The 15,873-nt window shown below is 69.1% G+C and carries 16 protein-coding genes; 1 reads left to right on the top strand and 15 read right to left on the bottom strand.

Features of this window, described 5'->3' with window-relative positions:
* Window positions 1-26: 26 nt before the first annotated feature.
* The 15 genes from tatC to AB5L97_RS09520 form a co-directional block, all read right to left on the bottom strand.
* Window positions 27-821, bottom strand: a complete 795-nt coding sequence (gene tatC, locus AB5L97_RS09590; protein WP_307958409.1) for a twin-arginine translocase subunit TatC — start codon at window positions 819-821, stop codon at window positions 27-29.
* A gap of 43 nt (window positions 822-864) precedes the next feature.
* Window positions 865-1,149: a Sec-independent protein translocase subunit TatA gene (tatA, locus tag AB5L97_RS09585; RefSeq protein ID WP_369047309.1), complete on the bottom strand. Its 285-nt coding sequence runs from the start codon at window positions 1,147-1,149 to the stop codon at window positions 865-867.
* 25 nt (window positions 1,150-1,174) lie between these two features.
* Window positions 1,175-1,546 (bottom strand): hypothetical protein, encoded by a 372-nt coding sequence (locus tag AB5L97_RS09580; protein ID WP_369047308.1) that lies wholly within the window; start codon window positions 1,544-1,546, stop codon window positions 1,175-1,177.
* A 10-nt stretch (window positions 1,547-1,556) separates the two neighbouring features.
* The gene (locus tag AB5L97_RS09575; RefSeq protein ID WP_369047307.1) at window positions 1,557-3,560 is read right to left on the bottom strand and encodes a helix-turn-helix transcriptional regulator; all 2,004 of its coding nucleotides are present in this window, start codon (window positions 3,558-3,560) and stop codon (window positions 1,557-1,559) included.
* A gap of 79 nt (window positions 3,561-3,639) precedes the next feature.
* The gene (locus AB5L97_RS09570; protein WP_369047306.1) at window positions 3,640-4,035 is read right to left on the bottom strand and encodes an FKBP-type peptidyl-prolyl cis-trans isomerase; all 396 of its coding nucleotides are present in this window, start codon (window positions 4,033-4,035) and stop codon (window positions 3,640-3,642) included.
* Between the two features lie 36 nt (window positions 4,036-4,071).
* The gene (locus AB5L97_RS09565; protein ID WP_369047305.1) at window positions 4,072-5,025 is read right to left on the bottom strand and encodes an FKBP-type peptidyl-prolyl cis-trans isomerase; all 954 of its coding nucleotides are present in this window, start codon (window positions 5,023-5,025) and stop codon (window positions 4,072-4,074) included.
* Between the two features lie 80 nt (window positions 5,026-5,105).
* Window positions 5,106-6,482 carry a Pup--protein ligase gene (pafA, locus tag AB5L97_RS09560; protein ID WP_369047304.1) on the bottom strand — a complete coding sequence of 459 codons (1,377 nt, stop codon included), beginning with the start codon at window positions 6,480-6,482 and terminating at the stop codon, window positions 5,106-5,108.
* Between the two features lie 3 nt (window positions 6,483-6,485).
* Window positions 6,486-7,193, bottom strand: a complete 708-nt coding sequence (gene prcA, locus AB5L97_RS09555) for a proteasome subunit alpha (RefSeq protein ID WP_307958254.1) — start codon at window positions 7,191-7,193, stop codon at window positions 6,486-6,488.
* Between the two features lies 1 nt (window position 7,194).
* On the bottom strand, window positions 7,195-8,019 hold the full coding sequence (prcB, locus tag AB5L97_RS09550) for a proteasome subunit beta (RefSeq protein WP_369047302.1): 825 nt from the start codon (window positions 8,017-8,019) through the stop codon (window positions 7,195-7,197).
* A 7-nt stretch (window positions 8,020-8,026) separates the two neighbouring features.
* Window positions 8,027-8,236 (bottom strand): ubiquitin-like protein Pup, encoded by a 210-nt coding sequence (locus tag AB5L97_RS09545; RefSeq protein ID WP_307958252.1) that lies wholly within the window; start codon window positions 8,234-8,236, stop codon window positions 8,027-8,029.
* Between the two features lie 126 nt (window positions 8,237-8,362).
* On the bottom strand, window positions 8,363-10,003 hold the full coding sequence (gene dop, locus AB5L97_RS09540; RefSeq protein ID WP_369047301.1) for a depupylase/deamidase Dop: 1,641 nt from the start codon (window positions 10,001-10,003) through the stop codon (window positions 8,363-8,365).
* A gap of 8 nt (window positions 10,004-10,011) precedes the next feature.
* Complete coding sequence (gene arc / locus AB5L97_RS09535; RefSeq protein WP_423246850.1) at window positions 10,012-11,724, bottom strand: proteasome ATPase; 1,713 nt, start codon at window positions 11,722-11,724, stop codon at window positions 10,012-10,014.
* Between the two features lie 215 nt (window positions 11,725-11,939).
* Complete coding sequence (locus AB5L97_RS09530; RefSeq protein ID WP_307958250.1) at window positions 11,940-12,944, bottom strand: tRNA (adenine-N1)-methyltransferase; 1,005 nt, start codon at window positions 12,942-12,944, stop codon at window positions 11,940-11,942.
* A gap of 51 nt (window positions 12,945-12,995) precedes the next feature.
* A complete protein-coding gene (locus tag AB5L97_RS09525) occupies window positions 12,996-14,147 on the bottom strand; it encodes a site-2 protease family protein (RefSeq protein ID WP_369047300.1) in 1,152 nt (383 codons plus the stop codon).
* Window positions 14,144-14,902 (bottom strand): HAD family hydrolase, encoded by a 759-nt coding sequence (locus AB5L97_RS09520; RefSeq protein ID WP_369047299.1) that lies wholly within the window; start codon window positions 14,900-14,902, stop codon window positions 14,144-14,146. The genes AB5L97_RS09525 and AB5L97_RS09520 overlap by 4 nt, the downstream gene beginning before the upstream one ends.
* A 58-nt stretch (window positions 14,903-14,960) precedes the next feature.
* On the opposite strand from AB5L97_RS09520, the gene AB5L97_RS09515 reads away from it, so the two are divergent.
* Complete coding sequence (locus AB5L97_RS09515; RefSeq protein WP_307958247.1) at window positions 14,961-15,872, top strand: PAC2 family protein; 912 nt, start codon at window positions 14,961-14,963, stop codon at window positions 15,870-15,872.
* Window position 15,873 lies beyond the last annotated feature (1 nt).

Below are 15,873 nucleotides of genomic sequence, written 5' to 3'. Positions count from 1 at the left end.
CGACCAGCCTAGTCCCCCGCCCTGACTCAGAGGTTCTCGAGGTCTGCCCGCGAGGTCGGGGTGTCGGCACTCGCTTCCGTCTCGGCCGTGACGGCGGCCAGACGGCGCGCCCGGCGCCGGTCATTGAGGAGACAGACACCGATGGCCGCGAAGAACAGCGCGAGGAGTGGCACCGCCAGCATGAACATCGAGATCGCGTCGGCGCCCGGCGCAGCGACAGCTGCGAGGACGAACACCAGGAAGACCGTGATGCGCCACGCCTTGAGGATCACCTTGCCGGGAAGCACGCCTGCCATGTTCACGCCCACGAGGATGACCGGCACGAGGAACGCGAACCCGAGGAACAGGAGCATGTGCGTGACGAAGTCCACGTACTCCCGACCGTCGATGATGTTCGAGAACCCGGCTGGCGTGAACTGGGTCAGGGCACGGACCACTTGGGGTGTCACGAGCCACCCGACCCACACGCCCGCAAGGAACAGCGGCACGGCAGCGACCATATAGCCGAGCGTGTACCGCTTCTCCTTGAGGGTGAGGCCGGGCATGATGAACGCCCACACCTGGTAGATCCACACGGGGCTCGAGATTACGAGCCCGATCTGGATAGCGAGCTGGAGTTTGAAGTCGAAAGGCGACGCGATCGTGGAGAAGTTGACCGCCGAGGTCCCACCCGTCAGGAGGGAGATGTTCTCGACCGGCCGCTGGAGTTCCCTGAGGATGGGGTCATAGAGGAACCACCCTCCGATGGTCCCGACGGCCACCCCGATCGCCGACTTGATGAGCCGGTTCTTGAGCTCCCTCAGGTGCTCCATGAGGGGCATGCGCCCCTCGGGGTTGGCCTTCCTCCCCTTGATTGCGGCCACCTCAGGCGCGCGAGGAGGGACCAGCGTTGCCGTCGGCCTGGTTAGCGCCGCCCTTCGGCGGGATGACCTTGCCTTCGACGGGCTGCTCGGCGTCCGCGGCGGAAGGCTGCGAGGACGACGGCGTGTCCTTGCCGTCGCCCTTCATCTCCTTGACCTCCGACTTGAGGATGCGCATCGACTGGCCGAGGGCACGGGCCATGCCCGGGAGCTTGGGTGCGGCGAACAGGAGAAGCGCCACAATGATGATGATGACGATGGGCCACGGGCCATCGAAGAGTCGTCCCACGAAGAATCCTTTCGTTGCTACAAGTCTAGTTGAGGCCGAGGTCACTCAGGGACTGCATCTGGCCCCGTTCACGGCGGCGGGCCACGCGGCGGTCGCGTCGCGCCAACCGGCGCCGTTCGCGGCCTTCCTCGTACTCGCGGCGCATCTGCGCCGGATCCGCGAACACGGCGCTGCCCGGAGCCCGAGGGCCAGCCAGGGCGGGCGCGAGAGCGGCCAGCGCGGCGTCGTCCGCCGTTGCGGTACGGGCCGGACGCGCGGCCACCTGATCGAGCGCCTCACCCGCCCCGCGCATGACGGCGACGCCCTTGCGGAACAGGTAGATCCCCCCAAGCATGAGGACAAGCAGGGTGCAGGCGCCCAGCGCCACCCAGATGAGGATCCACGACCACCACGGCACGGGTGCCAGCCTATCGGGTCTTGAGGCCTGCCACGTACGGGGTCAAGGCCCGCTCGATCCACGCACGGCTGGCCTCGACGGCCTCGGCGGGGCCCTCGAGCGCGATCGCACCGCCGAACTGGGCGAGGAACGAGGGCAGCCATGTGAGGTCGGAGACGCGCAGGCCCACCCGGCGGCTGCCGTCGGCGAGGTCTCGGCCGTCATGTGCGTCGAAGCTCGCCTCGGCCCAGAGCGCCTCGGGTGCAAGGCGCACGGTCACTTCCAGATCGCCCGCGGCGTGCATGAAGAGCGCGTCGTCGCCGGCGTCGAACCCGTCGGGCAACGGGTGGGGCTCCGCCGGCTCCGCCGAGACGATCCGGTCAATGCGGAAGACGCGTCGGCCGCCCGCCCGATGGCAGTAGCTGTTGACATACCACCGGTTCCCGTCCGCTGCTATCGAGATGGGATTGATGAGCCTCTCGGTGCGCTCGTCCTTGGTCGCGTTGAGGTAGGTGAGACGGACCGTCCTGCCTTCCCGGGCCGCGTCGGCGAGGGCGGGAATCAGCGCGGCATTCCGCAGGGGTTCGTTGAGCACGTCGATCTCGGGCAGTCCCCGCAGTCCCTCGATCGCGGCGGCGGCTACCTTGTCCGAGAGCCGGTCGAGGACGGGGCGCTGCGGTTCCGGCATGAGTGGGCCGAGCGCTTGGAGTCCGAGTTGCAGTGTGACTGCCTCGGCGGGGCTGAGGCGGCGCGGGCGCGACAGCTCGTCGGCGTTGGCGATCGAGACGATCCCGCGATCCTCGATGATCTCGATGTAGCTCTGGAAGCCCCCGGCGTCGATCGGTCCCGACTCCTGGAGGAGATCCAGCTCGCTGCGCACCTGCCGCACCGTGAGGCCGAAGCGGTCGGCGACCTCCTCTATCGGCAGGGGACCTGCCAAGAGGTAGGGCACGAGGTCGATGAGCCGACCGAGCCGCTCCTCGCCGGTCGTGATCCTCCGGCGGGGCTTCGCAGCGGGGGTCTCGGGCGCGCCCTCAGTGCCGAGGACGCGCAAGGCTCCCTCGAACCGGGAGACGACGGCAGTGATGAGGTCTTCGGGCTCCTCCACCACGACCGCGTCGCCGAAGCCCACGATCCGCTCCGCGGCGACGGAGACGTCGCGGAACGGGAACGTTCCGAGGTCCCAGCCCTGCGGGCCCGGGCCCACGGGAGTCCATTCGCGGCGCAGGTCAAGGGCGCGGTCCTCCGCCACCCGGAGTCTGGCACTGCGTGTCGGCAGGTCCTCGAGGCCCGAGAGTGCCTTGCGCAGCGCACCGGGCTCGGGCGCAGGGAAGGCGTCAGGGCCGCCTGCAGTCACGGCGCCTCGGATGCGCGAGAGGCGGAAGACGCGCACGGCGTCGCGGTCAAGGTCGTGTCCCGCGACATACCACTGCCCGTATCGCTGGCCGAGCCCCCAGGGTTCAAGCCGACGGCGGCGCTGCTCGCCCGTGCTCGCGGCGAAGTAGTCGAATTCGACGGCGGATCCGCGGTGGGCGGCCTCCGTCAGGACGTCCCAGTGCGGCTCGTCGAGGCTCAGGCGCGGCTGGACCTCCGACGGCGGGGTCTCGGGCAGTGCGCCGGCCGCCTCGAGGCGTCGCAGGGCGCGCTGGGCCTCCGAGCCGGCCACGGCGCCGTCGCACACGAGCGCCGCGAGGGCGAGCCACGCTGATTCCTCTGCCGTGAAGGTCTGCGGCGGAAGGCGGAACCCCTTCTCGTCGATCCAATACAGCGACGTCGTGTCGTCGTCCGAGGCGCGTGCGTACCCTACCCGCTCTCGGATGTCCGCCCCCATCCCCCGCAGCGACGCCTTGTCCCGTTCGAACATCCTCAGGACAGGCTCACGGTCGGCGTCCTTCTGTGCCGTGCCGGGCCCGGCGGCGTGCTCGGTGTCGAAGCCGTAGATGTCCCGCAGGATCCGCTCCCTGGAGAGACCGCGCTCAGTGTGCAGGAGCGCGATGAGGAGGTTCAGCAGGCGGGAGGTGTTGGCTTCGGACACACTCAGCACAATAGCGAAACGGGCGGCATGCAGCTGACGCTGCATGCCGCCCGTCGCACAAGGGCCGGTTAGTGGCGGCTCAGCGGACGCCGACGAGGTCCACGACGAAGATCAGCGCCTCGTTGGGCTTGATGGCGCCGCCCGCACCGCGCGAGCCGTAGGCAAGCTCGGAGGGGATCTCGAGGCGGCGACGGCCACCGACCTTCATGCCGAGCAGGCCCTGGTCCCAGCCCTGGATCACCTGGCCCACGCCGACGCGGAAGTCGAGCGGCGTGCCGCGGTTCCACGAGGAGTCGAACTCCTCGCCCGTGGACCAGGCCACGCCCACGTAGTGGGTCGACACGGTGTCGCCGGCCGCCGCCTCGCGGCCGTCACCCTCGACGAGGTCGACGATCTTGAGCTCGCTGGGAGCGTCTCCCTCGGGGAAGTCGATCTCGGGCTTCTCGCGGTCGTACTGGCGCTGTCCGAAGGACATGGTGCCTCCTAGTTGTTCCGTGTGCTGGTGGGGTGCTTACTTGACGCCGAGGATATCGACGACGAACACGAGGTCGCCCTTCGCCTGGCCCTGGCTCTGGTCTCCGTAGGCCTGGGCCGCGGGGATGACGAGGAGCACGCGCGAGCCGACGGTCTTGCCGGTCAGGCCCTTGGTCCAGCCCGGGATGACACCCTGGAGGCTGAACGTGGCCGGCTGGCCTCGGTCGAAGCTCGAGTCGAACTTGGTGCCGTCGGAGAGGTTGACGCCGACGTAGTTGGCGACGACCGAGTCGGTTGCCTTGACCGCGGCGCCGTGGCCCGTGATGAGGTCCTGCGCCACGACGTCCGTCGGCTTGGCAGCGCCCTTGACGTCGATCTGGGGGACGCCCTTGTCATCCACGGTGACCTTGGGCAGCCCCGCCGGCAGGTTCGTCACGGTATCGCCCTCGGGCTTGCTGAGCGGCTGCGGGGTGTCCTTGACCGAGATGATCTTGATTACGAGGAGGGTCGACGCCGCGGCCTCGGGAGACGCGCTGGGCGACGCGCTTGCCGAGGCGGCGGGCGCCTGGGCGGGGGCCGCGTAGGCCAGGTAGGAGCCTACCTTCGCTCCTACGAAGCCGTTGTAGACCACGGAACTTCCCTGCTTGAGCTGGTCGGAAAGCTCGACCTTCTCGGACGTGCCCTTGCTGAACGTGTCCTCGAGGACCGATCCGTCCGCGCCGTTGAGGGCCACGTAGCCGATCTCGACCGTCTGGCCGGCCTTCGCTGCGTCACCGGTGCCCGCCTGGAGCATCTTGATGGTCTCGGCCTTGACGGAGAGCGGCTTCGGGAAATCGACGGTGGGAGCCGCGTCGCCCGGGGTGACCTTGAGCTGATCGAAGGCAGCTACCTCGCCCGCGTTGGACGGTGTCGGATCGGACGAGGCGGGGGAACTCCCGCAGCCGGCCACGAATAGGGCGAGCGGCAGCAGCAGGGCGATGAGTCGACGCACTGGACATCTTCCTTGTGGGGAACTCCGCCACGGGTGCGTGGCGGCGGACGGGCCGCGGAGGCCTCGACTAGCCTACCGGTTCAGCCTGTGAAGGGTCTGAGGGTGTCCAAGAGCTCGTCCACCCGCGGGTCCTCGTTGGCGAACGGATCCTTGCAGAGGATGGTGTGGTGGGCGCGGTCGTTGAGCTTGAGGTGCACCCAGTCGACCGTGTAGTCGACGCCGGCCGCCTGGGCGGCCTTGACGAACCTTCCCCTCAGGCGCGCTCTCGTGCTCTGCGGCGGGTCAGCGACCGCGCGGGCGATATCCGCCTCCTCCACCACGCGGGCGGCCGCGCCGCGGCGCTGGAGGAGGTAGAACAGGCCGCGGTCTGGGCTGATGTCGTGGTAGGTAAGGTCGAGCTGCGCAACTCGGGCCGAGTCGAGTTCTACCCCGTGGCCTTCGCAGTACCGGTCGATGAGCTTCTTCTTGATCGCCCAGTCCACCTCCGTGTCGATGGCGCGGGTGTCCTGAGTCTCGACCGCCTCGAGAGTACGCTCCCAGAGGTCGAGGATGCGCTCGATATGGCGTGTGTGGGCGCCGTTCGCCGCGACGAACTCCCTGGCCTTCTCGAGGTACATCTGCTGGAGGGCCAGCGCACTGGACTGCTGGCCGTTCGCGAGGCGCACGGGCGCCTTGCCCGTGAGGTCGTGGGAGATCTCGCGGATGCTGCGGATCGGATTCTCCATTCGGACGTCCCGCATGATGGTGCCGGCCTCGATCATGCGCAGCAGCAGGTCGACGGTGCCGAGCTTCATCATCGTCGTGGTCTCGGACATCGTCGAGTCGCCGACGATCACATGGAGGCGCCGGTAGTGCTCGGCGTCGGCGTGCGGCTCGTCGCGGGTGTTGATGATCGGACGGGACCGTGTCGTCGCCGAGGAGAGGCCCTCCCAGATGTGGTCTGCGCGCTGCGAGAACGCATAGACCGGCCCCTGCGCCGTCCGCAGGACCTTGCCGGCACCGCACAGGAGCTGGCGGGTCACGAGGAACGGGATGAGCACCTCGGCCAGTCGCGAGAACTCGGTCCGCCGCGGGATGAGGTAGTTCTCGTGGCTGCCATAGGAGTTGCCGGCCGTGTCGGTGTTGTTCTTGAAGAGGTAGACATGCCCGTCGAACCCCTCTTCGGCGAGTCGCCGCTCCGCCTCGGCGATCAGCTCAACCAGGATCCGCTCCCCCGCCCTGTCGTGCGCGATGAGCTGGGCGACGTCGTCGCACTCCGCGGTCGCGTACTCGGGATGGGAGCCTACGTCGAGGTAGAGCCGCGAACCGTTCGCGAGGAAGACGTTGGACGAACGCCCCCAGCTGACCACTTTGCGGAAAAGGTACCTCGCTACCTCCTCGGGCGCGAGCGGACGCCCCTGCGGGCTCGAGTAGGCAATCCCGAACTCCGTCTCGACTCCGTAGATCCGGCGGTCCACGGCTCAGCCTGCCTGTCTGGCCGTGCCGTCGACGAGGGCTGCGAGTTCGTCCGGCCCGATCCGGCGGAAGGCGCGCCGCGATCCGCGCGCGGTCTCCGAGTCCCGGTCCAGAACCGCGACCTCTAGGGTCACCGGCTCCGCGCGTTCCTCCTGCAGCGCGCCGGCGGCCAGCCGGATGGCCTCCTCGAATGAAGCCACCGACGTCCAGCCATTGACCACGGTCTCAGCGACGCGCTCGGCATTCCCACCCATGACCACGAACCGCCGTTCATCGGCGATCGAGCCGTCGAAGGTGAGCCGGAAGAGGTGGTCGGACTCGACGTCGTGCCCCACCTCCGCCACGGTCAGCTCGACCTCGAACGGCTTCTGCTCCGCGGTGAAGACGGCACCGAGGCTCTGCGCGTACACGCTCGCGAGTCCTCGGCCTGTGACGTCCTCGCGGTCGTAGGAGTAGCCTCGCACGTCGGCGTAGCGAACACCCGCCTGTCGCAGGCTCTCGAACTCGTTGTACTTGCCGACGGCGGCGAAGGCGATCTTGTCGTAGATCTCGCCGATCTTGTGGAGCGACGCCGAGGGGTTCTCGGCCACGAGTGCGATGCCGTCACGGCAGCTGACGACCACGACTGTCCGCCCGCGGGCGATGCCCTTGCGCGCAAAATCAGCCCGGTCCTTCATGAGCTGTTCGGGCGAGACGTAGAACTGCTGGGTCACCTCAGGCCTCCCGTCGGGCGATGCTGCGCTCGGCGATGATGTCGCCTGCTATGGTCGCGAGCTCACGATCGGCCACCCTCCGGCCGCCCAGCCGGGTCACGGTGTAGACGACCGGCCAGAGTTGGCGGACCGGGTCGGGGCCGCCCGTCGCTGAGTCATCGTCGGCAGCGTCGTAGAGCGCCTCGACCGCCACGCGGACGGCATCATCTTCGGCGAGGCCCGCGCGCCACAGCTTCTTGAGCGCACCCCGGGCGAACACCGAACCCGAGCCGACCGAGTGGTGCTCAAGCTCCTCATAACGGCCGCCGGTGACGTCGTACGAGAAGAGCCGCCCGACGCCGGTCTCGATGTCGAACCCCGCGAACAGCGGGATGGCAGCGAGGCCCTGCAGCGCCATCGGCAGGTTCCCCCGCACCATCGCGCCGAGGCGCGTCGCCTTGCCCTCGAGGCTCAGGAGCGTGCCCTCGATCTTCTCGTAGTGCTCGAGCTCGACCTGGAACAGGCGCGCGATGTCGATCGCGATGCCCGCCGTCCCGGCGATGCCGAGCACCGAGAACCGGTCTGCAGGGAAGACCTTCTCGATGTGCCGGCTGGCGATCACGTTCCCCATCGTCGCGCGACGGTCACCGGCCATGAGCACTCCGCCCGGGAAGGTCATCGCCACGATGGTGGTCCCATGGGGCGCTGCAGGCGGGGCCACCGCCGAGACGCCGGCCAGCGGCAGGCTCCGGTTGATGGGCAGGAGGTCCGGCCGCGTTGCCGCCAAGTGCTCGGTGAAGGACGACGTGGCGGCGGAGACGACGCGCTCGGCGAGGAAGTCATTCATGGGCGCCCTACTGTCCGCCCTTCTGGACGAAGCCGCGCACGAATTCCTCGGCGTTGGTCTCGAGGACGTTGTCGATCTCGTCGAGGAGATCGTCTACGCCGTGGGTGCTCTCGGTGTCCTGGGCTCCGGCCGGTGCGGCTGCCGGTGTGGGGACATCGACCTCGGCCGCCTCCTCCTCGCCGCGAGGCTGTGTGCTCTTCTGCTCCTGACCGGCCATGGCCGCCTCCTTGCGCCGGGCGCCTCTCGTGGCGCCGATTCTGCTAGGTCTACTGATTCCTAATACTGTCACTTTTCGCCCCCGTGTCACCCGGACGCGCGGACGCCGCTCCGGCCTCTCTCCCGGCTAGGTCCGCCGTTCGCCGAGCAGCGCCGTGAGGAAGTCCTCGATCTTCTCGTGCGCATCGAACAGGGCCTGGGTCAGGGCCTTGGTGCCGCGCAGCGGCTCCCTGGTTGGGACTCGCTGGAGGCGGTAGCTTCCGGGTGGGGCGAACACCACCGAGTCCCAGCTCGCGCTCGCCACACTGCCGGGGAACCGCTTGATACTCGTGCCGCGGAACCAGGCACGAGTGTCCGCCGGCGGTTCCGAGACGGCAGCGGCGACCGACGCGGCGTCGGCCATCGTCTCGAGCGAGCCCCGCGCGGCGAGCCGGAGCGCGATCCCGCGCTCGGGGCGCACGTCGGACCACTGGATGTCGACGAGCCCTAGCCGTGCGTCTCCCCATGACAGCCCGTCCCGGCTGCGGTACCCGTCGAGGACCCGCAGCTTGGCGAGCCATTCGATGTAACCGGCGGCGGCATCGCGGTCGCCGGCGAGGTCATTGAGCGACTGCTCCCACCGGGCCAGCACGTGTGCTGTGTGGCCGTCTCCGCCATCCGCTGAGGCCACCCCCGTGTCCGCCGCGAGCTTGGCGGCGGCCTCGAAGTAGATCCATTGGAGCTCGAGCCCCGTCACGTAGCGACCGTCGAGGAGCCGGATCTTCTCGACGAGGTCAGTGTCGTGGCTCAGCCGGTGCATGGCCTCGACGGGTTCATGGACTTCGATCTGGGGCGCCCGGCCGGCTTCGACGAGGCTCAGGACGAGCGCGGCCGTGCCGAACTTGAGGTAGTTCGCCACGTGGCTCACGTTGGCATCGCCCACGATCACGTGCAGGCGGCGGTACTTGTCGGCCACCGCGTGCGGTTCATCGCGGGTGTTGATGATGGGCCGCCGCATAGTCGTCTCGAGGCCCACCTCCGCCTCGAAATAGTCCGCTCGCTGGCTGATCTGGTAGCCCGGCCCCGAGCCGTCCTGGCCGAGGCCCACCCGGCCGGAGCCGCAGATCAGCTGCCTCGAGATGAAGAACGGCGTGAGCCCGCTGACGAGATCGGAGAACGGAACCGCGCGGGGCACGAGGTAGTTCTCATGGGTGCCGTAGGAGGCGCCCTTCCCGTCGGTGTTGTTCTTGTAGAGGTTGATCGGGCCCCGCCCCGCATCGTCGGCGAGGGCCCGCACCGCGGCCAACGCCACGGCGTCGCCCGCGAGGTCCCAGATGACTGCGTCGCGCGGGTTCGTGACCTCGGGGCTCGAATACTCGGGGTGGGCGTGGTCCACGTAGAGCCGCGCGCCGTTGCCGAGCACGAGGTTCATCAGCGCGGGCTCCTGGTCGCCGTCGAGCTCGATCTCGGCTGGTCCGTGCGCGAGCGCCACGGCCTCCGCCGTGAGGATGGGCTCGACGTCGGTCAGCTGGTCCTCGTGGGCCCGGCCGCGCGGCACGGCCCATCCGCGCGCATCCCGGAGTGGGGTCTCGTCGGTGTAGTCCCAGCTCGTGCCTGGATCGGCGGGCCTCGCCCGGCTCAGCCGTGCGTACGCGGCGATGACCTGGGAGGACAGGTACGTCGCGTTGGCGCCGGGCGAGTTCGGCGCATGGATGCCGAACTCCGTCTCGGCGCCCATGACGCGCTGGGCTCCCCCGACCGCGAGGCCGGGGCTTGTATCGCTGGCCATCGCTCCCCCTACAGGTACTGTCCGGTGCTCGGCGTCGTCTCGATCGTCCGCCCCGGCTCGGCTCCGCCCTTGCCCTGCACGATCGTGCGGATGTACGTGATCCGCTCGCCCTTCTTGCCCGAGATGCGGGCCCAGTCGTCCGGGTTGGTCGTGTTCGGCATGTCCTCGTGCTCCCGGAACTCATCGGCCACAGCGCGCAGGAGATGGTCCATGCGCAGGCCCTTGGCGCCGGTCATGAGCAGCTCCTTGATCGCCGCCTTCTTGGCACGGTCCACGACGTTCTGGATGACGGCGCCGGAGTTGAAGTCCTTGAAGTACAGGATCTCGGTGTCGCCGTTGGCGTAGGTGACCTCGAGGTACTCGGTGGACCTCTCCGTCGCGTACATCGCCTCCACCGTGCGCTGGATCATCGCCGCTACCGTGGCCTGGACGTCGCCGTTGTGCTCGGCGAGGTCGGCAGCGTGGATCGGGAGGTCGGCGGTGAGGTACTTCGAGAAGATGTCGGCGGCGGCCTCAGCGTCCGGGCGCTGGATCTTGATCTTCACGTCCAGACGACCCGGCCGCAGGATGGCGGGATCGATCATGTCCTCGCGGTTGGACGCGCCGATGACGATCACGTTGTCGAGCCGCTCGACGCCGTCGATCTCGCTCAGGAGCTGAGGGACGATCGTGGTCTCCACATCAGAGGACACACCCGTTCCGCGAGTCCGGAAGAGTGAGTCCATCTCGTCGAAGAACACGACGACGGGGCTGCCGTCCGAGGCCTTCTCACGCGCGCGGGAGAAGATCAGACGGATGTGCCGCTCGGTCTCGCCCACGTACTTGTCGAGGAGCTCCGGACCCTTGATGTTCAGGAAGTAGCTCTTGATGTCCGTCCCGCCAGCCCGCTCCATGGCCCGGCTCGCGAGCGAGTTCGCCACCGCCTTAGCGATGAGCGTCTTGCCGCATCCGGGCGGCCCGTAGAGCAGGATGCCCTTGGGGGCCTTGAGCCCGTGCTCGCGGTAGAGGTCGGGGTGGAGGAACGGAAGCTCGACGGCGTCCCGGATCTGCTCGATCTGCGACGCGAGTCCGCCGATGTCCGCGTAGCTGATGTCCGGGACTTCCTCGAGGACGAGGTTCTCGACCTCGGAGCGCGGGACCTTCTCGAGCGCGTAGCCGGTGCGGTTGTCCACCGAGACGGCGTCGCCCACGCGGATCCGTTCGAGCTGCAGGGGGCCGGAGAGCCGCAGGACGCGCTCCTCGTCGCCGCGGCCGATCACGAGGATCCGGTCGTAGCCCAGAAGCTCCTTCACGGTCACGAGCTCGCCCGACCGCTCGTACCCGAGGCCGGCAACGATCTCGAAGGCCTCGTTCAGGAGCACTTCCTGGCCGACGCTCAGTTCGGCGACGCTCACGAGCGGGCTCAGGCCGACCCGCATCTTCCGGCCGCTCGTCACGACGTCGGCGCTCTCGTCAGTCACGGCCGCGGACGCACCCCCGGCCGGCTTCCGACGGTTGAGCTGCACGATGCTGCCGAAGGAGTACGGTGGCTGGCCCTCGTGCTCGAGGGCCGCCTTGAGACGGACGATCTCCGCCTTCGCCGTCTTGAGCATCTCGGTCATACGGGAGTTGTTCCCCGTGGCGGCGGCAAGCTGCCGATCCACCGCGCGAAGTTTGTCCCGGAGCACATTGATCTGCCGTTCGGCGATGCTCAGCTGTTCGGCGTGGGCTGCCGGGGGCATCGGCTCGGGGCCGGTTCCTGACTGTCCGTTCTCCACCATCGCAACCACGTCCTCTTCGTTCCATGCCGCCCTTCCGGGCCGCCGGAGCCTCCGACGCGTACGCCGAATGCTCCCCATGAAACGACACTAGCGCGGCTGGGTCCCGAGGTACCCCACCGACAACGCTTGGAAACCGAAGAGTTACACGAGGGTTTCCACATGGTGGACTGCGGGGATCAGGCCTCGCCGATCCCGGCCCTCGCGTCGCGTGCGACACGCCGGAGACGGCGATCCGAGACCGTGCGCTCGCCGACGGATTCCGGCGTCCAGGCGTTGAGGTCCTCCTCGCTAAACTCCGCCTTGTTCCGCTTCTTGCGGACGAGCGGCTCAACGCCCTCGGCGAGCCTGCGTGCCACGAGCAGGAACCCCGTGTGACCCACCATCCGGTGCTCGGGCCGCACCGCGAGGCCTTCGAGGTGCCAGCCGCGGACCATCGACTCCCACGCGTCGGGCTCGGTGAAGCGCCCGTCGGCGCGGATCGCCTCGGCAGTGCGCGAGAGCTGGGTGGCGGTGGCGACGTAGTTGATCCAGACGCCGCCGGGCGCCAGCACTGTCGCAACGGCGTCAAGGCACTCCCAGGGGGCGAGCATGTCAAGGACCACCCGGTCCACGCTGCCGGGCTCCTCGGCCTTGAGCACCTCGTCCTGGAAGTCGCCGATCGAGATGTGCCACGCGGGGTGGGGCCCGCCGAAGATCGTCTCGACGTTGCCCTGCGCGATGTCTGCGAACTCCTGGCGACGCTCGAACGAGTGGAGGTACCCGCCGTCGCCCACCGCGCGCAGGAGGGAGATCGACAGCGCACCGGAACCCACGCCGGCCTCGACCACGCGCGCGCCGGGGAAGATGTCCGCCATCGTGATGATCTGGCCGGCGTCCTTGGGGTAGACCACCGCTGCGCCGCGGGGCATCGAGAGGACGAAGTCCGCCAGGAGCGGACGCAACGTCTGGTATTGGTGCCCCGCCGTGTTCGTCACGACTGAACCGTCCGGCTTTCCGATGATCTCGGAGTGGTTGAGGAAGCCCTTGTGGGTGTGGAACGCGCCGCCCTCGGCGAGGGTGATGGTGTTCATGCGGCCGCGCTCGTCGGTCAGCTGCACGCGCTCGCCGACCCGGAACGGCCCGCGGCGGAACTCTGCCCCAGTGGGTCCTTCCGGCGTGGTGGGCTGGGGACTCGAACTCATGGTGTCCTCTCTGGACCTCGCGTTCCGCGGGGCGGGCAGTGAATCGGAAGGCTAGCGTGCGGGGCGGACGGGTCGGCCGGAGATGACGGCCACGACGTCTCGCTGGTTCAGCAGCCCCACAACCCGGCCCGCGCCGTCCACGACGGCGTACTCGGTGCCGGCGAGCTGCGCGAGGTACTGGATGAGTTCCTGGCCGGCGGCCGTGTCCGGCACGTAGGCGCCCGGAGCCAGCGCGTAGCCCACCGCGGTGACCGGCGTCGTGCCCCGAGCAGGCTCCGGCACTCGCCCGATCGCGGAGGGGTCTACGACACCCTGGGGCTTGCCGTCCGGAGAGCAGAGCACCACGGCGACTCCGGACTCCGCACCGGCGCGCACCGCTTCGGCGACGGTCGCATAGTTGGGCACGCCGATGGCCGGATGAGCGAGGCGCCCGGCTACCACCTCGGGCAGCCTGGACCGGAAGCCCGCATTGCGGATCGACGCCGTGGCGCCCTGCCACAGGAAGACCGCCACGAGGAGCGTGATCATCGTGAACGGCAGGTCGGGCTGGTCGCCCTGGGCCAGGGGCAGCCCCACCGCGAAGACGACGATGCCGATTACGATCACGCGGCCCGTCCAGCCGGCCGCGATGGTGCCCTTCTCCTGCGATCCGGTGGTCTTCCATACGGCACTTTCGACGATGCGACCGCCGTCGAGCGGGAGCCCGGGGAGGACGTTGAAGACGGCGATGAGGAAGTTGGCCCACATGAAGATGTTGACGAGGATGTCCGCTGCGCCGGTCAGGTGCACCCCGGTGACGACGAGCCAGGCGCCACCCGCGAGCACGAAGTTGGCGGCGGGCCCGGCAAGGGCCACCACGACGGAACGGCCGGGCGAGGCCGTGAACGCCTCGAACTGGGTGTGTCCGCCCCACAGGTTGAGCACGATCTTCTGGCTCGGCCACCCGAACGCGCGGGCAGAGAGGGCATGGGCGAGCTCGTGCACGAGAACGGAGATGAGGAGGAGTACCGAGTAGGCGAAGGCGATCAAGTAGGCGGACGCCCCCAGCTGCGGCTGGCGGGTTGCGAGCGTCGGCCCGTACACGAAGACCGTGAACGCGGCGATGACGAACCAGGAATATGCGAGAACGATGGGGACGCCGGCAATGCGTCCGAGGGGAATGCCCTCACGCCGCGGGTTCTCGGCCTCGTGGCCCCCGCTCATGCGCGGCCTCCGGCCAGCACCGAGTCGCGCGACGCGCGCAGGGCGGAGGCGAGATCGAGGGGGGTGCGCCCTGCGAGCGTCTCCCAGTGCTCGATGCCGAGGTGGACGGGCACCGCGAGCGCGTTGGGCACGACGACGGTCGCGAGGCCGGCGGCGTTGGCCGACGTCGCGCCCGGGGTCGAGTCCTCGACGGCAAGGCATTCCGAGGGTTCGAGCCCCTCGAGGATGCCGGCGAGCAGCTCTATGCCGCGGAGGTACGGCTCGGGGTCGGGCTTGCCCTTGGCCACGGTGTCTCCCGTGACGACGGCGGAGAAGGTCCCCTCCGGGAGGTGGTCCACAATCCGATGCGCCATGGGCGCCTCGGACATGGTCACGAGCGCGCAGCTCACGCCGGCCTCTGCGAGGGCGGCGAGCATCTCGCGTGCACCGGGCCGCCACGGGACGGACGCGCCGAGCTGCTCGACGACGCGGCCGGTGAGGGTGTCGATGATCTCCCGGATCTCCATCTGCACGCCACCCTCCTGGAGGAAGCGGGCGGAGGTCGGGAGCGCCTGGCCCACGAGGCGCATGGCCTGCTCGTGCGTCCACTCTCCGCCGAAGCGCTCGACCAGCTCGCGCTCGGCCGTGATCCAGTAGGGCTCGGTGTCCACGAGGGTGCCGTCCATGTCCCACAGGACGGCGCGCAGTGGCGCGGGGCTGTCCGCGGATTGGTCCGTGGAGGGGTCCGCGGCGGGATCAGTGGGGGTGAGACGCATATACACCAGTCTACGGGCGCAGCCGGGGCGTCTCGGGCGCGCGCGTTAGGCTGGACCGATGAACGAGTTCGACGCCGACGCCCCGGCTCCGCATCCCGGTCTGTTCCCCACGCCCGGGCCGGGTGAGCGGGTCACCGTCATGCTTGCGGCGTTCGAGGGCTGGAACGATGCGGGCGAGGCCGCGACCGATGCGCTGCGTTTCCTGCGCCGGGCGTTCGCCGCCCAGCGCGTCGGCTCGATCGACGCGGATGACTTCTATGACTTCCAGTTCACGCGTCCCACGGTCCGGCAGACCGGGTCGGGCCGACGCCGGATCAAGTGGCCCACCACGAAGGTCTCGACGGCGCGCGTGGAGGGTCAGCCGGTTGACCTCGTGTTCGTTCAGGGGACCGAGCCGTCCTACCGGTGGCGGGCGTTCACGGACGAGCTCATCGAGTATGTCGACGATCTCGACATCGACTATCTGATTGTTGTCGGGGCCCTGCTCGCGGATGTGCCGCACTCGCGCCCGATCCCCGTGACGGCCACGAGCGAGGACGACGGCCTGCGCGAGCGGCTCAACCTCGAGGCCTCGCAGTACGAGGGCCCCACTGGGATCGTCGGGGTGTTCGCAGATGCCGCCGACCACCACGGCACGCCGACCCTCTCGCTCTGGGCCGCCGTTCCGCACTACGTCGCGCAGTCACCCTCGCCCAAGGCGCAGCTCGCGATCCTGCACCGCATCGAGGAGCTGCTGCAGATTCCGCTCGACACGAACGAGCTCGCCGAGGATGCCGAGGCTTGGGAGCGGGGCGTCAACGAGCTCGCCACCGAGGATCCCGAGGTCGCTGCGTACATCCACCAGCTCGAGGAGGCCAAGGACACGGCCGATCTACCCGAGGCCAGCGGCGAGTCGATCGCCCGGGAGTTCGAGCGCTACCTCAAGCGCAGGGGCAAGGAGAACCCCGGCCGGGACAACCCCGCTGGTTGAG

The sequence above is a fragment of the Sinomonas sp. P10A9 genome (assembly GCF_041022165.1).
Classification (GTDB): domain Bacteria; phylum Actinomycetota; class Actinomycetes; order Actinomycetales; family Micrococcaceae; genus Sinomonas; species Sinomonas puerhi.
Note: the sequence above shows the minus strand (reverse complement) of the source record. Positions and strands in the feature narration are given on the sequence as shown.

Excerpts from the sequence above, each read along its gene's own strand:
- tatC (WP_307958409.1), bottom strand. The coding sequence starts at position 821 with ATGCCCCTCATGGAGCACCTGAGGGAGCTCAAGAACCGGCTCATCAAG.
- AB5L97_RS09570 (WP_369047306.1), bottom strand. The coding sequence starts at position 4,035 with ATGTCCTTCGGACAGCGCCAGTACGACCGCGAGAAGCCCGAGATCGAC.
- prcB (WP_369047302.1), bottom strand. The coding sequence starts at position 8,019 with ATGAATGACTTCCTCGCCGAGCGCGTCGTCTCCGCCGCCACGTCGTCC.
- AB5L97_RS09545 (WP_307958252.1), bottom strand. The coding sequence starts at position 8,236 with ATGGCCGGTCAGGAGCAGAAGAGCACACAGCCTCGCGGCGAGGAGGAG.
- dop (WP_369047301.1), bottom strand. The coding sequence starts at position 10,003 with ATGGCCAGCGATACAAGCCCCGGCCTCGCGGTCGGGGGAGCCCAGCGC.
- arc (WP_423246850.1), bottom strand. The coding sequence starts at position 11,724 with ATGCCCCCGGCAGCCCACGCCGAACAGCTGAGCATCGCCGAACGGCAG.
- AB5L97_RS09530 (WP_307958250.1), bottom strand. The coding sequence starts at position 12,944 with ATGAGTTCGAGTCCCCAGCCCACCACGCCGGAAGGACCCACTGGGGCA.
- AB5L97_RS09525 (WP_369047300.1), bottom strand. The coding sequence starts at position 14,147 with ATGAGCGGGGGCCACGAGGCCGAGAACCCGCGGCGTGAGGGCATTCCC.
- AB5L97_RS09520 (WP_369047299.1), bottom strand. The coding sequence starts at position 14,902 with ATGCGTCTCACCCCCACTGATCCCGCCGCGGACCCCTCCACGGACCAA.
- AB5L97_RS09515 (WP_307958247.1), top strand. The coding sequence starts at position 14,961 with ATGAACGAGTTCGACGCCGACGCCCCGGCTCCGCATCCCGGTCTGTTC.